This window comes from Pseudomonas sp. AL 58 (assembly GCF_036348395.1).
GTDB classification, from domain to species: Bacteria; Pseudomonadota; Gammaproteobacteria; order Pseudomonadales; family Pseudomonadaceae; genus Aquipseudomonas; species Aquipseudomonas defluvii.
In genome coordinates this window covers 1-15,486 of record NZ_JAZBQR010000023.1, presented here as the reverse complement: position 1 = coordinate 15,486, position 15,486 = coordinate 1, and the positions used below count along the sequence as shown (strand labels likewise).

Here is a 15,486-nt window from a genome sequence, read left to right as displayed (position 1 = left end):
CAACATCCCTGCCCTGGAGCTTCGCAACCTGACCAAGCAGTTCGGCGTCACGCGCGCGCTGGACGATGCCAGCCTGCGGGTCCAGCGTGGCAGCGTGCATGGCCTGGTCGGTGAGAACGGTGCTGGAAAATCGACCCTGATCAAGGTACTTGCCGGCATTCATCGCCCGGATGCCGGCAGCCTGTGGGTGGACGGTCAGCAATACACACACTTCACGCCGCGCCAGGTGGCAGGTCTCGGCATTCAGTTCATTCACCAGGAGCGACTGCTGCCCGCCAGTTTCACGGTGAGCGAGGCGCTGTTCTTCGGCCAGGAAATACACCGCGGCCCTTTCGTCGATCGCCGTGCGCAACAGCGGGAAGCCGAACGCCTGCTTGACGCGTATTTCGACCTGAAATTGCCGCCGGATGCATTGATCGGTGAGCTGAGCAGCGCCGAGCAACAGGTGGTGCAGATTACCCGCGCGCTGATCGCCAAACCCAAGGTGCTGGTATTCGATGAGCCCAGCGTCGCGCTGGTGCAACGCGAGGTTGAGCAATTGCTGCGCATCGTCAAGCGATTGCGTGATCAGGGCTTGGCGATCATCTACATCTCTCACTACCTGCAAGAGATCGAACACCTGTGTGACCGGGTGACCGTGTTGCGCAATGGGCGTGATGTCGCCGAGGTCGATCCGCGCAACACGTCGCTGGCAGAAATTACGCGCCTGATGGTCAACCGCGAAGTGGCCGAAATGTACCCCAAGCAGCCGGTCGCATTGGGCGAGCCGCTACTGCAGGTGAGCGGCCTGCAGAAGCGGCATGCCTATCGCGATATCGACCTGCTGGTGCGCCGTGGCGAGATCGTCGGCCTCACCGGGCTGGTGGGCTCCGGCGCCAAGGAGCTGCTGAAAAGCCTGTTCGGCCTGGACCCGGCGCAACAGGGCGAGATTCGCCTGAACGGGCAACTTGTCGAGTTGAACAGTACGCATCAGGCCGTGCGCGAAGGCGTTGCCCTGCTGCCGGAAGAGCGCCGCCGGCAAGGGGTGGCGCTGGACCTGTCCGTTCAGGAGAACAGCACCCTGGCCAGCCTCTCACGCTTCACCCGGTTTGGGCTGCTCTCGGAACGCCGCGAGCAGCAGGAAACCCAAGCCCTGATCGAGCATCTGCTGATCAAGACGTCCGGGCCGCAGGCCAGGGTGCGCCAGCTCAGCGGTGGTAATCAGCAGAAGGTGGCGCTGGCCAAATGGCTGAGCCGGCAGTCGACCCTCTACCTGCTGGACGAACCCAGCGTCGGTATCGACATCGGCGCCAAAGTGGAGATCTACCGTCTGATCGGAAAGCTGGTGGAGCAAGGCGCCGGTGTCTTGCTGCTTTCGTCCGATCTGCCCGAGCTGCTGGGCCTGTGCGACCGCGTCTATGTCATGCACCGAGGGGCCATCGTTGCGCAACGCAAGGCCGCCGAGCTCGACAGCGACACGCTACTGGCGCTTGCGTCCGGCACACATCATCAACAGGAACCCGACTATGTCCACTGATCTCTCCCTGGCCAGCGTGTCGGTCCCACGACGCTCGAACCGCTGGCAATTGAAACTGCTGCGCCATGGCGCCTCGCTGGCGTTCCTGGCGATCTTGCTGGTGTTTGCCAGTACAGCGCAAAACTTCCTTTCACCTACCAACCTCTCGAATGTCTTCGCGCAATCTGCAATCCTCGGCCTACTCGCTTTCGGGCTGACCATCGTGATCATCGGTGGCGGCTCCAACGTGGTATCTGGCGGCCTTGACCTGTCGCTGGCGGCCAATCTCGGGCTGTCGGCCGCCGTCTATGCCACGCTGAACAACGCGGGCGTCAGTGCGGCCAGCAGCATCGCCCTGACCTTGGCATGCGGCCTGGCCATCGGTGCGCTGAACGGCCTGGTGGTGGTCGGCCTGCGCCTGCCGCCACTGCTGGCGACGCTGGCCAGCATGAACCTGATTGCCGGCCTGGAGCTGGTGTTGACTGAAAATACCGTGCTGCCAACCGAGTCAGCGCTACTGGAGCTGCTCAGTTTTGGTCATTGGCTGGGGCAGCCGGCATTGGCCTGGGTGTTCCTCATGGCCGCGCTGCTGTTGACGCTGCTGATCCAGTTCAGTCGTTACGGCCTGCGCCTGTATGCCGTTGGCGAGTACCCGGAAGCAGCGACCGCAGCAGGCCTGCCTGTGGCGGCCTATCAGTTCTCCAGCTACCTGCTCAGTGGTCTGTGCGGGAGCCTGGCGTCGTTTTGTTCGGCCGCCTGGTTCAGTGGAAGCACTACCGGCTCTGGGGAGATGCTGCTGTCGGTTGTAGCCATCGCCTTTCTAGGCAGCGTGTTCTCCCGCCGCCTGCGCCCGAGCATCAGCGGTACATTGCTGGCCACGTTGCTGGTGGGTTTTCTGGTCAATGGTTTCCAACTGCTGAACATCTCCAGCTTCTGGGTCAACGGTGTACAGGGTGTATTGATTCTACTGGTCGTCGCCAGTTCAAGCCTGCTGCGTGGGAGATCGTGACATGAACCAATCAACCACAGTGCTACCCAGCACCGCCTCGGTATCAATCAGTCGTCAATGGCTGCGCCTGGTCTTGCCCGTCTTGTTCCTGGTGCTGCTGGTATTTTTCGCGGTCAATGCACCCGGTTTTCTCAGTGTGGGCAACCTCAGCAGTGTATTGCTCAACAATTTCGCCCTCCTGGCCATCGTCGCCATCGGCATGACGCTGGCAATCAGCGCTGGCGGTATCGACCTTTCGGTGAGCGTAGCGTTGGATCTGGCTGCACTGACGTTCGTCGTATCGCTCAATGCTGGCTTTGGGCTGTTTCCGGCAATCGTGTCCGCGATACTGGTGGGCGGCCTGACCGGCGTATTCAACGCAGTGTTGATCAGCGGGCTGCGTATTTCGCCATTCCTGGCGACGCTCGGTACGCTCTTTATCGGCACCAGCGTGCAGCAGTTGCTCTCCGACGGCGGCCAGCCGATCTACCTGGCTGCACAGGCACGCCCTGCCCTGGCCAGCATCGTCGTGCTCGGCATTCCGCTGCCGCTACTGATCGTTGCAATTTTGGCGGCGGGTTACGGTGTAGCGCTCGCCAAAGGCCGCTTCGGCCGTCAGGTGCTGGCCATCGGCGAACAACCGGAGGTCGCGCGCTACAGCGGTGTGCCGGTGCAGCGCATCACCGCCCGGGTGTTCATCGCGTGCGCCCTGGCCTGCTCAGTCGCGGGTATTTTGCTGAGCAGCACAGTGAATGCCTACGTACCGATGTCGGGTAACGCCTTTCTGATCAATGCCATCGGCGCCGTATTTATCGGCACCACCCTCAACCGCCATGGGCGGGCCAACGTACCGGGTACACTGCTGGGCGTACTGTTCCTGAACATCACCGCCAATGGCCTGCTGCTGATCGGCTGGAACTTCTACTGGCAACAGGTGGCCACGGGCGCACTGATTCTGCTGGTGCTGTCGTTCAGCTACCTTGGTCGCCGCGTATTCAAGGACCCGTCCTGACCACCCCTGTAGGAGTTGGCTTGCCAACGATGCAGACGCCACGGTCTCGCTGGCACTTCGCCGACGCCATCGCAGGCAAGCCAGCTCCTACAGGAAATGCAGTGTTCTGTGTGGATCGTTGTGAGCGTTGGCTTGCCAACGATGCAGACGCCTCGGACTTGCTGACACTGCGCTGAAGCAATCGCACAGTCCATCCCTGTAGGAGCCGGGCTTGCCCGCGATGCAGGCGCCGCGAAGGCACTGACACCCCGCGGATACCATTGCAGGCAAGCCTGCTCAGGTGAAACCAGCCGGTGGTGCCGCTGCAGGGAATGGATATGTTCACAAGGCGAATGACACACCTGCCATGCCGATCCCTCGGGATGGCAGGTGTGTTTTGCTCAGGTCAGTGCCACACCGTTAAGGTAGTGGTCGCCCAAGCGACGGCGCAGTTGCGACAACGGTACGGCATCGCCCTCAATCGACGGGCGCGGCGTTTGCCTTCCGGTCAGTTCGACCTGCAGTTCACTCGCCCGTTGTGCCGCTTCTGCGGCAGCCAAGCGTGCGGTGGCGGCCTCGACCGACGAGCGCCCGGCCTGCGCCAGCAACGCATCAGCGGCAGCAATACGCACCTCCAGGTCACCAATACTTGCGATGGTCAGGGTATCGTCCTTCAACGGGCTGCCTTGCAAGTGTTCGACCAGCGCACGTTGAACATTTTGCGCGAACCCCAGGTCGGCCAGTGTATGAGCGTGAGACATAAGCAGGTCCTCAGTTCCAGGAGTGACGTTGTGGATTGACGCCGTTCAGGCGCTGGTTGCCGATCAGGTGGTATTTCCAGCGCACCGGATCGTGCAGCGTATGCGTGCGCGCGTTACGCCAGAAACGGTCCAGCCCCTGGCTGGCAGACACACTGCGCGTGCCACCCAGCTCCAGCAGCCGGGTCGACGCCAACAAAGCGATCTCGGTAGACAGGACTTTGGCCTGGCCGACAACCACCGAGGCGTGGGCGACGCTCGCCTCGGTAGGCTCCGCAAGCGCAAGGTCCACGGCCTGGGCGGACGCCTGGAGGATCGCTTCGGCAGCGTGCAGGCGCCAGGCCAGATCGCCAATAGCAGCCTGGCTCAGCGGGTCTTGCCATCCGTGCTGCAAACCACTGTCGACCCACGGGCGCGCCTCTCGCGCCACACGCAGGGTTTCGGCAAACGCGCCTCGGGCAATGCCGGTGTCCACTGCAGCCTGAATGATCTGCGACACCGGCCCATCGGCGGTGGGTCGGTCATAGGCTTTCCAGGCCGGAATCACGGCGCTGAGCGGCACGCGTACGCGGTCAATCAATGCCTTGCCACTGGCGGTGGTGCGCTGCCCAAAGCCATCCCAGTTATCGACAATGCTCAGCCCTTGCGCATCCCGTGGCACAAACGCAATGAACGGCCGGTTCTGCTCATCCACCGCCGCCGTCGGGACGATGTGAGCGAACAGCGCGCCGGTGCAATAGAACTTCTCGCCCTCCAGCACCGCGGTGTCGCCCTCAAAATGAATGCGTGTTTCAAACGCAGTGACGGTTTTGCTCTTGGCTTCAGAGAAGGCATTGCCGAACCGATAGCCGGCAAGCACCTTGGCAAAATAGTGATGTTGCTGTGCCTCGCTCCCGGTCAACAACAGGTTATTGATCACACCGTAGTGATTCTGCGGCAACTGCCCCAGCGAGGAGTCCGCCGCTGAAACGGTTGCCACGACCTCGGTCAGCGTGGCGTAGGACACACCAGCACCACCATGGGCCTTGGGAACGGTAATGGCCCACAGGCCACTCTCGGAAAAGCGGTCCAGCTCCGCCCACGGCAGACGTCGCTCGCGATCACGCGCAACGGCTTCTTGGGCAAAATCCTGGGCCAGGCGCTGGGCCACCTCAATGGCTTCGGCATCACTACGAATAATATGGGCCGGACGCCGAGGCGCTGAAACGGCCTGCTCGGGCAGGCGGGTATGCAGTCTATCGGTCATGCGTGACTACTCCATGCGGTACAGGTAAGAAAGGGCTACAGCACAGGCTTACAAGCGGAAATCCAGCGGGTACTCGACGATGAAACGCACTTCGTCAACGTTGGACTCGGCCACGTGATCGCCGCCGACACGGTGCGTGGCCTGCATCAGGTTGAATGAGAGGTCCTTGGCCGGCCCGCTCTGCACCACATACTTGATCCAGACGTTGCGCTCCCAGTGGCTGCCATCCTTGATGCCGCTGTAGTAGCTGTAGGCACCCCCGGCGCGGCTGCCATCGATGTCGGTACCGCGCACGTAACGCGTGGTCAGGGTGAGGCCCGGCACACCGAGGCCAACGAAGTTGTAGTCATAACGCGCCTCCCAGGCACGCTCGTTGGGGTTGTTGAAGTCCGATATCTGGGATGCGGCATCCAACTCAAGGTCGTAGGTGTTCCAGACATAGTCGAACGGCGTGTCACCGTCGATCCGCGTGTAGCTCAACTTGAAGGCATGGGCGCCATAACCCAGCCCGGCATGGGCGCTCCAGGAGTCGTTGTCGATCTTGCCGGCCAACGCCTTGCCGCTGTCGCGGGTGCGGTAGTAGTTCAGGCCGGTGTTGACGCTCAGGGCCTCGTTGATCGGCTGCACAAAATCGAAGCGGGCAAATGACTGGTTCCAGATGTCGTCAAGTCGGCTGGTGTGCAACTTGAAGCTCAGTTGGTCGTTGAACACATAGTCACCGCCCAGGTAGATCACATCGTTGGCGCCCTTGAAGAGCCCTGCGTACACCGTGCCGAGGTCGCCACGGTGGTTGCTGGCGTTGCGATCGCTGCTCGACTCAAGCTTGCCGCCCTGCAGGGTCAGGCCCTCCACGGAGGTGTTACGAAACACCAGGCCACGCAAGGTCTGGGGCAACAGGCGGATATCGCTGGCATAGAGTACCGGGCTGGTCGGGCGCACATCGCCGTAGCGCACTTCGGTGTCGAAGGCCCGCACCTTCAGCGCCGCGCCGACCTTGCTGTACTCATCCTTGGGTTCGCCATCGAAGTTGGCGCCAGAGCGAGAAACGATGCCAGGCACCCCCACACCGTTGCCGACCACACCATTACCGCCATCAAGCTTGAGGCCCAATACGCCCTGCACATCCAGGCCAAAGCCGACCGTGCCCTGAGTGAAACCGGATTGCACATCGGCAATCACACCGTGCCCCCATTCGCGGTGCTGGCTCTGCCGTTCACCGGTATTGGGGTTGCGGGCGAAATCGCCGTTGCGGTAGTCCTGGCTGAAGAAGTAGTTGCGATTGAGCACATGTACCTGAGTGCCCTCAAGGAAGCCTTCGCTTTCTTCGCTGGCGGCAAAGGCCGGGCTGGCCAGGGCAAGGGTCAATGAAAGGGCTGTTCGATGGTTGTTTCCAAAACGCATGGCAAGGTCCTAGTAGTTGCGTATGTAACGCCCGTGCAGGCGCTGTTCACTCAACTATTTCAACAACCATGCCAATTAATTAATCGTTATATATCAACAACTTAAAATACAAACCTGAGAAACGTGAATTTTACCAACGGGCAAACTGACCGATCAGTGTTGCGTGCCACACAGCACATTCGAAGGTCGACACCCGAATACCGTCAGGCACAGCCGAACACCATCCACCGCAGGCGGATTCGCACGCGGAAAGTCATGTTGTATGTGGGCTGGAAAAGGAGAGATCAGTTGCGGGGTACGGTAGAAAACCGCACCGATGGGCGCACAGGCACCCATCGGGAGAGGAGGAAAACGAGTGCCTGAGGTGCCTCAGTCGGCCTTGCCACCGAGGTAGAAATGCTGGATGTCTTCGCGGGCGGCCAACTCACTGGCGGCGCCCTCACCCACCACCCGGCCGTTCTCCAGAATGTAGGCATAACTGGCGTGACGCAGCGCAACATTGATGTTCTGTTCGGCCACCAGAAAGCTCACGCCTTCCTGAGCATTGAGCTGGGCAACGATATCGAAAATTTCCTCGACGATGATCGGTGCCAGCCCCATGGACGGCTCATCAAGCAACACCAGGGAGGGCCGGGTCATCAGCGCACGCCCAATGGCCAGCATCTGCTGTTCGCCGCCCGAGGTCAGCCCCGCCTGGGTCTTGCGCTTGGTCTTCAACCGCGGAAACCAGGTGTAGATCCGCTCCAGGTCCTGCTCCAGCTCACGCCTGGAGGGGTTGCGCAAAAAGCCGCCACTGCGCAGGTTTTCCTCGATGGTGAGATGGGCAAACACATGACGCCCTTCCAGCACATGGACAATGCCCTGGCGTGCCAGCACGTTGGCCGCGACCCCGGCGGTGTCCTGCCCGCGAAAGTGGATCTGGCCGCGGGTAACCCGCGCCCGGTCGGCCTGGACCAGGCCGGAGATAGCCTTGAGCGTGGTGCTTTTACCTGCACCGTTGGCCCCCAGCAGGGCGACAATACCGCCCTCCTCGATGCGCAGGGAAACGCCGACAACCGCGAGGATGGCGCCGTCATAGACCACTTCGATGTCCTCGACGGCGAGCAGTTCGGCACGCTCGACATCAGGACGGGTTACTGTATTCATCTATACGCACCTTCTACTAAGCTCAGGGCGCACCGTTCAGGATCGCGGTACGCAGGGCAGGCATCACTTACTGCTCAGCCGCGCAATCGCGTGCTTGAACACCTTTTTCTTTGGCGTACTCGGCAGACTTGGCATCGATCAGTGGGCGCAAGGTCGTACGGTCGGCCTGAACCCAGTCGGTGATCAGGTTCCACTGCTTGCCGTCCCACTGCTGTACCTTGGCTGCACCGCCGCCCTCATGGTCATCACACGACAGTTTGAGCGGCTGCATCAGGCCCAGAAACCCGATCTCCTTGAGGCGTGCATCGTCGAGGTTCAAGTGCTCCAGGCCCCAGCGTCCCTCTTCACCGTTGAGTGGACGGTTGCCGAATTTTTTCTGCCCGGCGCGTATCGCCTCTACCGCGATGGCCGCATTCACCAGCCCGGAGTTGTAGTACACGCTGCCAAAACTCTTGGGGTCCTTGAGGTCACTTTTGCCCTTGTCGAGAATGTGCTGCTTGATGCGCTGGTGAATATCGAAGGTGGCACCGCCTGGGTATGGCGTCAGCGCCAGGTAGCCTTTGCCCGCCTCGCCCGCGGGCAGTACGTCCTCATTCGAGCTGGCCCAAATGTCGCCGACAATGTGGTCTACCGGATAACCGAAGCGCGCCGCCGTCTTAATCGCCACCGGCGTGGACACGCCCCAGGTACGCAGGAATACCCAGTCCGGCTGGAGTTGGCGCACCTTACGCCACTGCGAAGCCTGCTCGTTCCCAGGATCGGCCACCGGGATCTGGATGTTCTCGAAACCATACTTTTCTGCCAGCAGCTGCAGCGGCCCCTGGGTTTCACGGCCGTAGGCGGAGTCGTGATAGACGGTGGCAATCTTCTTGCCCTTGAGCTTGTCCAGGCCCCCCTCGCGCGCTGCTACGTAATTGATGAATGCCGAGGCCTCGCTGTAGAAGGTCAACATGGCTGGGAAGTTGTACGGGAACACACTGCCGTCGGTGGCCTCGGTGCGGCCATAGCCGAGCGTGATCAGCGCAATCCTGTCAGCGGCAGCCTTGTCGGCCAGGGCGTACGCAGCGGGTGCTCCGTTGGGCTGATAGAGGGCCACGGGGGCTCCATTGAGGCCGTTCTTGAAGCGCTCATAGCACTCGATGCCCTTCTCCGCCGTCCATTCGGTCTCGCATTCCTGCCACACCAACTTGACGCCGTTGATGCCGCCTTCCACTTCATTGATGTAACGCAGGTAGTCGATCATCCCGGCCCACACCGGAATACCACTGGAGGCATAAGCGCCGACGCGGTAGGTGGCCAGGGGAAAGAATTGTTCTGTGGCGGCGGCCTGTGCTGGCTGTGGCAATGCCGAGTAGAGGCCTAGCGCCAGGGCGAGCGCGGTGGCGCTGTATTTGAGGGTTGCATTCAGGATCATGGGTTCTCTCTCGTCCTTTCGCCGCGCGGCAACCCAAGGGGTGCCGCGGGCAGGTGCTTTCATGAGGCAGACAGGCTTACTGTTCGGCCGCGCAATCACGTGGGGTGATGCCCTTTTCCTTGGCGTAGGCGGCGGACTTGGCCTCGATCAGCGGCCGCAGCGTGTCGCGGTCGGCTTGCAGCCAGCCCGTCACCAACTGCCACTTTTCCCCGTCCCATTGCTGCACGCGGGCGGCACCACCGCCCTCGTGATCAGCACACGACAGTTTCAAGGGCGGGAGCAAGCCCTCGAAGCCGCTGGCCTTGAGGCGCGCCGCATCGATGTTCAAGTGTTCAAAGCCCCAGCGTGCTTCCTCGCCATTCAACGGGCGATGGCCGAACTTGGTTTGCGCAGTGCGCAGTGCCTCAACCGCGATGGCCGCGTTGATCAAGCCGACGTTGTAGTACACCTTGCCGAAGTAGGCTGGGTCCTTGAGATCGCTCTTGCCGGTGTCGAGGATGTACTGCTTGAGGCGTTTGTGAATCTCGAACTCCGCGCCGCCAGGGAACGGTGCCAGCGCCTGGTAGCCCTTGGCCGCGGTGCCGGCCGGAATCACATCAGCCTCGGAGCCGGCCCAGACGTCACCGATGATGCGATCGACCGCAATGCCAAAGCGTGCTGCGGTCTTGATACCGACCGGCGTGGACACGCCCCAGGTACGCAGAAACACCCAGTCCGGCTTGATCTGGCGCACCTGGCGCCACTGCGCGGACTGCTCGTTACCCGGATCGGCCACCGGGATCTGGATGTTTTCAAAGCCGTACTTCTGCGCCAGCAACGCCATCGGCGCCTGGGTCTCGCGGCCATAGGCAGAGTCGTGGTACACGGTCACGATCTTCTTGCCCTTGAGTTTGTCGAACCCGCCTTCGCGCTGGGCGATGTAGTTGATACCCACCGACGCCTGGCCGTAGTAATTGAGCAACAACGGGAACGCGTAGGGGAACACGCTACCGTCGGTGGACTCGGTACGCCCGCCCGCACCATCGATCAGCGGGATCCGGTCAGCTGCGCCCTTCTCCATCAACGCATACGAGCCCGGCGTACTGTGGGTGAAGAAGAACGCGGTCGGTGCGCCGTTCAAGCCACCCTTGTAGCGCTCGTAGCACTCGACGATGCGATCAACGCTCCACTCGGTCTCGCACTCCTGCCAGACCAGCTTGACGCCATTGATGCCGCCCTCGACTTCGTTGATGTAGCGAAAATAGTCAATCTCGCCAGCCCACCAAGGGATGCCACTGGAGGCATAGGCGCCGACCCGGTAGGTGGCCATGGGCACAAACTGTTCATTGCTGGCGGCCTGCGCCACCGCGGGCAGCAGGGACTGGAAGCCAAGCGCAAACAAGGCGCTGATGAGGGTACGCTGGAGGGGGTTACGCATGTCGTTCACTTCTTTGAGATGGAGTGTGGTTCGTCCCCTCCCGTGGTCGGGTCAAGGTGCATGGAAATCTTGATCGCGCTAGAAGCGCAGTGGCCAGGTCCTGAGCCGGTCGCGCAGGTTGCCGAACAGGCGTACCAGGCCTTCCGGTTCCTTGATCAGGAACACGATGATCAGCGTGCCAAAGATGATTTTCTGCAGGTTCTGTAACTGACCGGCATCGACATTGCCGCCGAACAACCACTGCCCGGCATGGTTGAGAAAGATAGGCATCAGGCTGATGAACGCGGCACCGACGAAGTTGCCGGCAATGCTGCCCATGCCGCCGATAATGATGATGAACAGGATCTGGAACGAGCGGTTGATATCAAAGCTGCCGGCGCTGGCCGTCCCCAGGTAGGCGAACGCCCAGAGCGCACCGGCAATGCCCAGGTAGAACGAACTGACCGCAAACGCCAGACGCTTGTAGCGATCCACCGGGATGCCGATCACTGCCGCGGCCGTGTCCATATCGCGGATCGCCATCCAGTTGCGGCCGATCTGGCTGCGCACCAGGTTCACCGCAACCCAGGTCAGCAGCACCACACAGCTCAAGGTCAGCAGGTAGCGGCCGACCGGTGAGGCCAGGCTGTAGCCGAACAGTTCCAGGCGTGGCGCACTGATGGTGCCGGACGACGCATAGTTGTAGAACCAGGGAAACTTGGCAAACACCCACTCAATGAAAAACTGTGCGGCAAGTGTGGTGACCATCAGGTAGAAGCCTTTGATTCTTGCGCTGGGGATACCGAACAGCATGCCGAGGAACGCGGCAATCAACCCGCCGCCCACCAACGCCAACGGCAGCGGGATACCCGGCACTCGCAGCAACAGGCCATAGGTGGCAAAGGCGCCGACCGCCATGAAACCCGCAGCGCCAACCGACGTCTGGCCGGTGTAGCCGGTCAACAGGTTCAAGCCCAGGCCGGCCAGCGACAGCACCAGAAACGGGATCAGGATTGCATTGAGCCAGTAGTCATCGCCCAGCAGCGGCAAGGCCACGAAGGCCACCAGCAGCAGGAGCGCCAGGCCCAGGGGCCAGCGCCGACGTACCAGGATCAGGGGCGCATCGTCAAAGCTGGTGGTGAGGCGCGCAGTAGTCGTGGTCATACGATCACACTCGTTCGATGGCACGGTCGCCAAACAGGCCGGCCGGGCGGATATAGAGGAATACCAAGGCGAGGAAGTAGGCGAACCAAGGGGTGATGCCACCGCCAATCAGCGGGCCGATATAGGCCTCGGCGAGGTTCTCGGCAGCACCGACAATCAGCCCGCCGACGATGGCTCCGCCAATCGAGGTGAAACCGCCGATGATCAGTACCGGCAGGGCCTTGAGGACCACCAGTGACAGCGAGAACTGCACCCCCTGACGCGCGCCCCACAACAAGCCGGCCACCAGCCCGACCATCCCGGCCACGGCCCAGACAATCTGCCAGATGCGGTTGAGGTTGATGCCAATGGACAAGGCCGCACGGGTATCGTCCGCCACCGCACGCAGGGCTATACCGATTCGCGTGCGGTTGAACAGCAATGCCAGCAGCGCGACCAGTACTGCGGCAACCGCGGCAGCAACCAGGTCGAACTGGCTGATCATGACCTCGCCCACGAACAACGGGATATCCTCGATGCCCAGGTCCAGCGCCCGTACCTGGGCGCCCATCAGCCCTTGCGCCAGCCCTTCGACGATGAAGGACAGGCCGAGGGTGGCCATGAACAGGGTGATCTGCGAGCGGTTGACCAAGGGCCGCAATACCAGGCGTTCGATCAGCAGGGCGCCGATGATCATCACTACCAGGGTCAGGGCCAGCGCCAGCACGAAGGGCACGCCCTGCTCGTGCAGGCTGACAAAGGTCAACGCAGCAAACAGCAGCATCGCACCCTGGGCGAAGTTGAACACGCCACTGGCCTTGTAGATCAGCACAAAACCGATCGCTACCAACGAGTACATGGTGCCGGCGAGCAAGCCACCGATCAGGGTTTCCAAGAAGAAATTCATCAGTGCACGGTCCCCAGGTAGGCAGCGATTACGTCAGGATTGGCCTGCACCTCAGCGGGCGTGCCATCACCGACTTTGCGCCCGTAGTCGAGCACCACGACGTGGGCGCAGAGGTCCATGACCACCTTGATGTCATGCTCAATCAGAATCACCGTGGTGCCCAGGTCGCGGTTGATGTCGGCAATAAAGCGGCTCATTTCCTGTTTTTCCTCGGCATTCATGCCGGCCATGGGTTCGTCGAGCAGTAATAGCGTTGGCTGGGCAATCAGGGCGCGGCCCAGCTCAACGCGCTTTTGCAGGCCATATGCCAGGCTGCCCACCGCGACGTCGCGCCAGGGCTGCAACTCCAGGAACTCCAACACCTGCTCGGCACGTTCGGCGAACACCCGCGCCTCGCGCCGGGCCCGTGGCAAGCCCAGCGCCTGCTCGAGAAAAAAGCTGCGCTGGAAACGCGACAGGCCAGTGAGCAGGTTGTCCAGCACGCTCATGTTCTTGAACAGCGCGTTGTTCTGGAACGTGCGGCCGATGCCCAAGCGCGCTGCCGTCAGGGGATGCGGGCGCTGCAGCCGCTCGGCATCGAACACCAGCTCGCCTGCATCGGCACGGTAGACACCGTTGAGGATGTTCAACAGCGAGCTCTTGCCCGCGCCGTTGGGGCCGATCAACGCGCAGATTTCGCCACGACGCACGGCGAACGACAGGTCGTTGATGGCCTTCACGCCTTTGAACGACAGGGAGATGTTGCGGACTTCAAGAAGCGTACTCATGCGACACGCTCCAGGTCCTCGTGCAGCCACAACAGCCGGCCAGGCGCACGCTCGGCATTGGCCGGGTGTTCAATGTGGGCCACCCGCTGGAAACCGAGCAAATGGCGCACCCGCGACTTGATCCAGCGGCGCAAGCCACGCCGAGGATTCGCCAGGGTCCAGTCGCACAAGCGGCGGCGCCAACTGCCTTGAGGTGCCAGCCGTGCCTCGATTTCCTCAGCCAGTGTCTGTGCACGCTGAGCAGATAACAGCAGTGCAGTCGGGGCGATTTCACGGCGGTCGCGGCGCGCCGTTTCACGGGTTTCCGGAAAGGCAAAACCTTCGCCACGTTCCAGCCAGCGGCTTAGCACATGAGCCAGGCCCTGGGCCCACTCCGTGCCTTCATCAACCCAGACCACCGCATCACGAGCGGCCTGAGCCCACCCCTGACGAGCGTGATACAACGGTTCACCGCTAAACAGTGTCGCCAAGGGCAATACCTGGAACGCGCCGTGCGGTGCGGTGCTGGCCTGGGCGCAGAACAGTCGCAGTGGCGCCAGCGAGTCAAGCCCAGCCAGACGCCAGTGAGCAACGGTCTCGCGGCGCTGCACGAAGGCAAAATCCGCTCGCAGCAGACGCAACTGCCGCTGCAACACCTCGCCACGGCTCTGCGGGCTGATGACTGCGCTGTATCCACCCAGGCTGTGGGCCGCGATTGCCAGGATCAGCAGGGACGGCTCAATCGCACCGCACAACACCAGCCGCGCTTCAGGCACAAAACCCTGCTGACGCAGGCCGGCAGCGCACCGTTCAACTTCACGCAACACATCGATCCAGCGCCAGGCCTTCCAAGTGCCTTGGCGACGGTGACGCAGGGCGATCTGCAACGGTTTTTCCCTGGCCCAGCGACGCAGCGCCGACAGGGCAAAGTCCGGCACCACGTCAAGCGGCCGGGTGTTCAGCTCATGGACCTTCATAGGCAACTCCTGGAAGGCCCAGACCGCTCATCTCAACGATGCTCAACTGCATTTCACGTGGCACTGGGCTGCTCCTGTCTACTCAGCTTCGCACCACTGTCCGGTGCGTTTGAAAGCTATGTAACAGGATCCGTGCCAACAGATAATTTATGTTTATTTTCAAATACTTAGATTAAAAATAATGCCACCGACTCGTGCCTGCGTGGCGACAGCCTGTTGATCAACTGTTCGTGCATGGACAGTTGATCAACGCCCTACCCTGCCAGAAGAACGCACCCGACCACCTGAGCGGGCAATCAGCGCCGCGCGACCTTGAGCACGGGTGCCATCCCTGTGCGTTATCCCGTTTCCCCTTCCCCAAGTAGTCCGAAACTCCCAGCGCGCCTAGGAGTATCGGCCAATGCGCAATCACCGGCGCTTTTACATAGTTGTGGCATGTAGCAGAAAGGGGCTGCGGTCAGGTCTCGAAGACTGAAAACTGTCTGGAGAAAGTCATGACTATTTACAAAAAAAGCTCATCCCTGAAGAACGACCTAGCCAGTTATACCGGTGCAGATCTTTCGCCCTTCACTCAAGGTTTCAAAGCGAGCGACAGCACGACGTTTACATTCCTGAGCAATCCCGCCGCCCTGACTGCACCGACGGTCACCACCGACCTGAAAGACTACGCTCCTGGCAGCACAGCCGTCATTACGGCCAGCGGGTTCGCCGCCGGCAGTACCGTGAAACTCGAAGTGGATCATGTCACCGACGCTGGCGCAGACAGCGTGTGGGGCACGCCTGACGATGTACTCAAGACCGATACTGGCGAGGGGCACGACCCCTGGTATGTGACCGACGGTGGTACCGGCGATCTCGACGGCCAGGTCAACGGCAGC

Annotated in this window: 14 protein-coding genes; 4 read left to right on the top strand and 10 right to left on the bottom strand. The window is 61.6% G+C overall.

Features of this window, described 5'->3' with window-relative positions:
• The first annotated feature begins 4 nt into the window (after positions 1–4).
• From UIA24_RS19625 to UIA24_RS19615, 3 genes are read left to right on the top strand one after another with little or no spacing between them, the layout of a single operon-like run.
• On the top strand, positions 5–1,516 hold the full coding sequence (locus tag UIA24_RS19625; RefSeq protein ID WP_330523701.1) for a sugar ABC transporter ATP-binding protein: 1,512 nt from the start codon (positions 5–7) through the stop codon (positions 1,514–1,516).
• Positions 1,506–2,504, top strand: a complete 999-nt coding sequence (locus UIA24_RS19620) for an ABC transporter permease (RefSeq protein WP_330523622.1) — start codon at positions 1,506–1,508, stop codon at positions 2,502–2,504. Before UIA24_RS19625 ends, UIA24_RS19620 begins: the two co-directional genes overlap by 11 nt.
• Before the next feature lies 1 nt (position 2,505).
• Positions 2,506–3,495: an ABC transporter permease gene (locus UIA24_RS19615; protein WP_330523621.1), complete on the top strand. Its 990-nt coding sequence runs from the start codon at positions 2,506–2,508 to the stop codon at positions 3,493–3,495.
• A 380-nt stretch (positions 3,496–3,875) separates the two neighbouring features.
• Here UIA24_RS19615 and UIA24_RS19610 read toward each other — a convergent pair whose 3' ends face one another.
• The 10 genes from UIA24_RS19610 to UIA24_RS19565 form a co-directional block, all read right to left on the bottom strand.
• Positions 3,876–4,235 carry a hypothetical protein gene (locus tag UIA24_RS19610; RefSeq protein ID WP_099774288.1) on the bottom strand — a complete coding sequence of 120 codons (360 nt, stop codon included), beginning with the start codon at positions 4,233–4,235 and terminating at the stop codon, positions 3,876–3,878.
• Positions 4,236–4,245: 10 nt separating this feature from the next.
• The gene (locus UIA24_RS19605; protein WP_330523620.1) at positions 4,246–5,478 is read right to left on the bottom strand and encodes an SfnB family sulfur acquisition oxidoreductase; all 1,233 of its coding nucleotides are present in this window, start codon (positions 5,476–5,478) and stop codon (positions 4,246–4,248) included.
• 48 nt (positions 5,479–5,526) lie between these two features.
• Positions 5,527–6,879 carry an OprD family porin gene (locus UIA24_RS19600; RefSeq protein ID WP_330523619.1) on the bottom strand — a complete coding sequence of 451 codons (1,353 nt, stop codon included), beginning with the start codon at positions 6,877–6,879 and terminating at the stop codon, positions 5,527–5,529.
• Between the two features lie 369 nt (positions 6,880–7,248).
• Positions 7,249–8,025: an ABC transporter ATP-binding protein gene (locus UIA24_RS19595; protein ID WP_099774285.1), complete on the bottom strand. Its 777-nt coding sequence runs from the start codon at positions 8,023–8,025 to the stop codon at positions 7,249–7,251.
• Positions 8,026–8,092: 67 nt separating this feature from the next.
• Positions 8,093–9,433, bottom strand: coding sequence for an ABC transporter substrate-binding protein (locus UIA24_RS19590; RefSeq protein WP_102052141.1), 1,341 nt, complete (start codon positions 9,431–9,433; stop codon positions 8,093–8,095).
• A gap of 82 nt (positions 9,434–9,515) precedes the next feature.
• Positions 9,516–10,856, bottom strand: coding sequence for an ABC transporter substrate-binding protein (locus tag UIA24_RS19585; RefSeq protein ID WP_099774284.1), 1,341 nt, complete (start codon positions 10,854–10,856; stop codon positions 9,516–9,518).
• Between the two features lie 78 nt (positions 10,857–10,934).
• Positions 10,935–11,999, bottom strand: coding sequence for a branched-chain amino acid ABC transporter permease (locus UIA24_RS19580; RefSeq protein ID WP_102052016.1), 1,065 nt, complete (start codon positions 11,997–11,999; stop codon positions 10,935–10,937).
• Between the two features lie 4 nt (positions 12,000–12,003).
• Positions 12,004–12,885: a branched-chain amino acid ABC transporter permease gene (locus UIA24_RS19575; RefSeq protein ID WP_099774282.1), complete on the bottom strand. Its 882-nt coding sequence runs from the start codon at positions 12,883–12,885 to the stop codon at positions 12,004–12,006.
• On the bottom strand, positions 12,885–13,652 hold the full coding sequence (locus UIA24_RS19570) for an ABC transporter ATP-binding protein (protein ID WP_099774281.1): 768 nt from the start codon (positions 13,650–13,652) through the stop codon (positions 12,885–12,887). The genes UIA24_RS19575 and UIA24_RS19570 overlap by 1 nt, the downstream gene beginning before the upstream one ends.
• A complete protein-coding gene (locus UIA24_RS19565) occupies positions 13,649–14,608 on the bottom strand; it encodes an AMP-binding protein (protein WP_330523618.1) in 960 nt (319 codons plus the stop codon). Before UIA24_RS19565 ends, UIA24_RS19570 begins: the two co-directional genes overlap by 4 nt.
• 494 nt (positions 14,609–15,102) lie before the next feature.
• Here UIA24_RS19565 and UIA24_RS19560 point away from each other — a divergent pair.
• Positions 15,103–15,486, top strand: a 384-nt coding sequence (locus tag UIA24_RS19560) for a hypothetical protein (RefSeq protein ID WP_330523617.1), incomplete at its 3' end; no start/stop codon positions are given.

What these genes read in the sequence shown, in the direction of transcription:
- UIA24_RS19620 (WP_330523622.1), top strand. Translation starts at nt 1,506, where the DNA reads ATGTCCACTGATCTCTCCCTGGCCAGCGTGTCGGTCCCACGACGCTCG.
- UIA24_RS19615 (WP_330523621.1), top strand. Translation starts at nt 2,506, where the DNA reads ATGAACCAATCAACCACAGTGCTACCCAGCACCGCCTCGGTATCAATC.
- UIA24_RS19610 (WP_099774288.1), bottom strand. Translation starts at nt 4,235, where the DNA reads ATGTCTCACGCTCATACACTGGCCGACCTGGGGTTCGCGCAAAATGTT.
- UIA24_RS19605 (WP_330523620.1), bottom strand. Translation starts at nt 5,478, where the DNA reads ATGACCGATAGACTGCATACCCGCCTGCCCGAGCAGGCCGTTTCAGCG.
- UIA24_RS19600 (WP_330523619.1), bottom strand. Translation starts at nt 6,879, where the DNA reads ATGCGTTTTGGAAACAACCATCGAACAGCCCTTTCATTGACCCTTGCC.
- UIA24_RS19595 (WP_099774285.1), bottom strand. Translation starts at nt 8,025, where the DNA reads ATGAATACAGTAACCCGTCCTGATGTCGAGCGTGCCGAACTGCTCGCC.
- UIA24_RS19585 (WP_099774284.1), bottom strand. Translation starts at nt 10,856, where the DNA reads ATGCGTAACCCCCTCCAGCGTACCCTCATCAGCGCCTTGTTTGCGCTT.
- UIA24_RS19580 (WP_102052016.1), bottom strand. Translation starts at nt 11,999, where the DNA reads ATGACCACGACTACTGCGCGCCTCACCACCAGCTTTGACGATGCGCCC.
- UIA24_RS19575 (WP_099774282.1), bottom strand. Translation starts at nt 12,885, where the DNA reads ATGAATTTCTTCTTGGAAACCCTGATCGGTGGCTTGCTCGCCGGCACC.
- UIA24_RS19570 (WP_099774281.1), bottom strand. Translation starts at nt 13,652, where the DNA reads ATGAGTACGCTTCTTGAAGTCCGCAACATCTCCCTGTCGTTCAAAGGC.
- UIA24_RS19565 (WP_330523618.1), bottom strand. Translation starts at nt 14,608, where the DNA reads ATGAAGGTCCATGAGCTGAACACCCGGCCGCTTGACGTGGTGCCGGAC.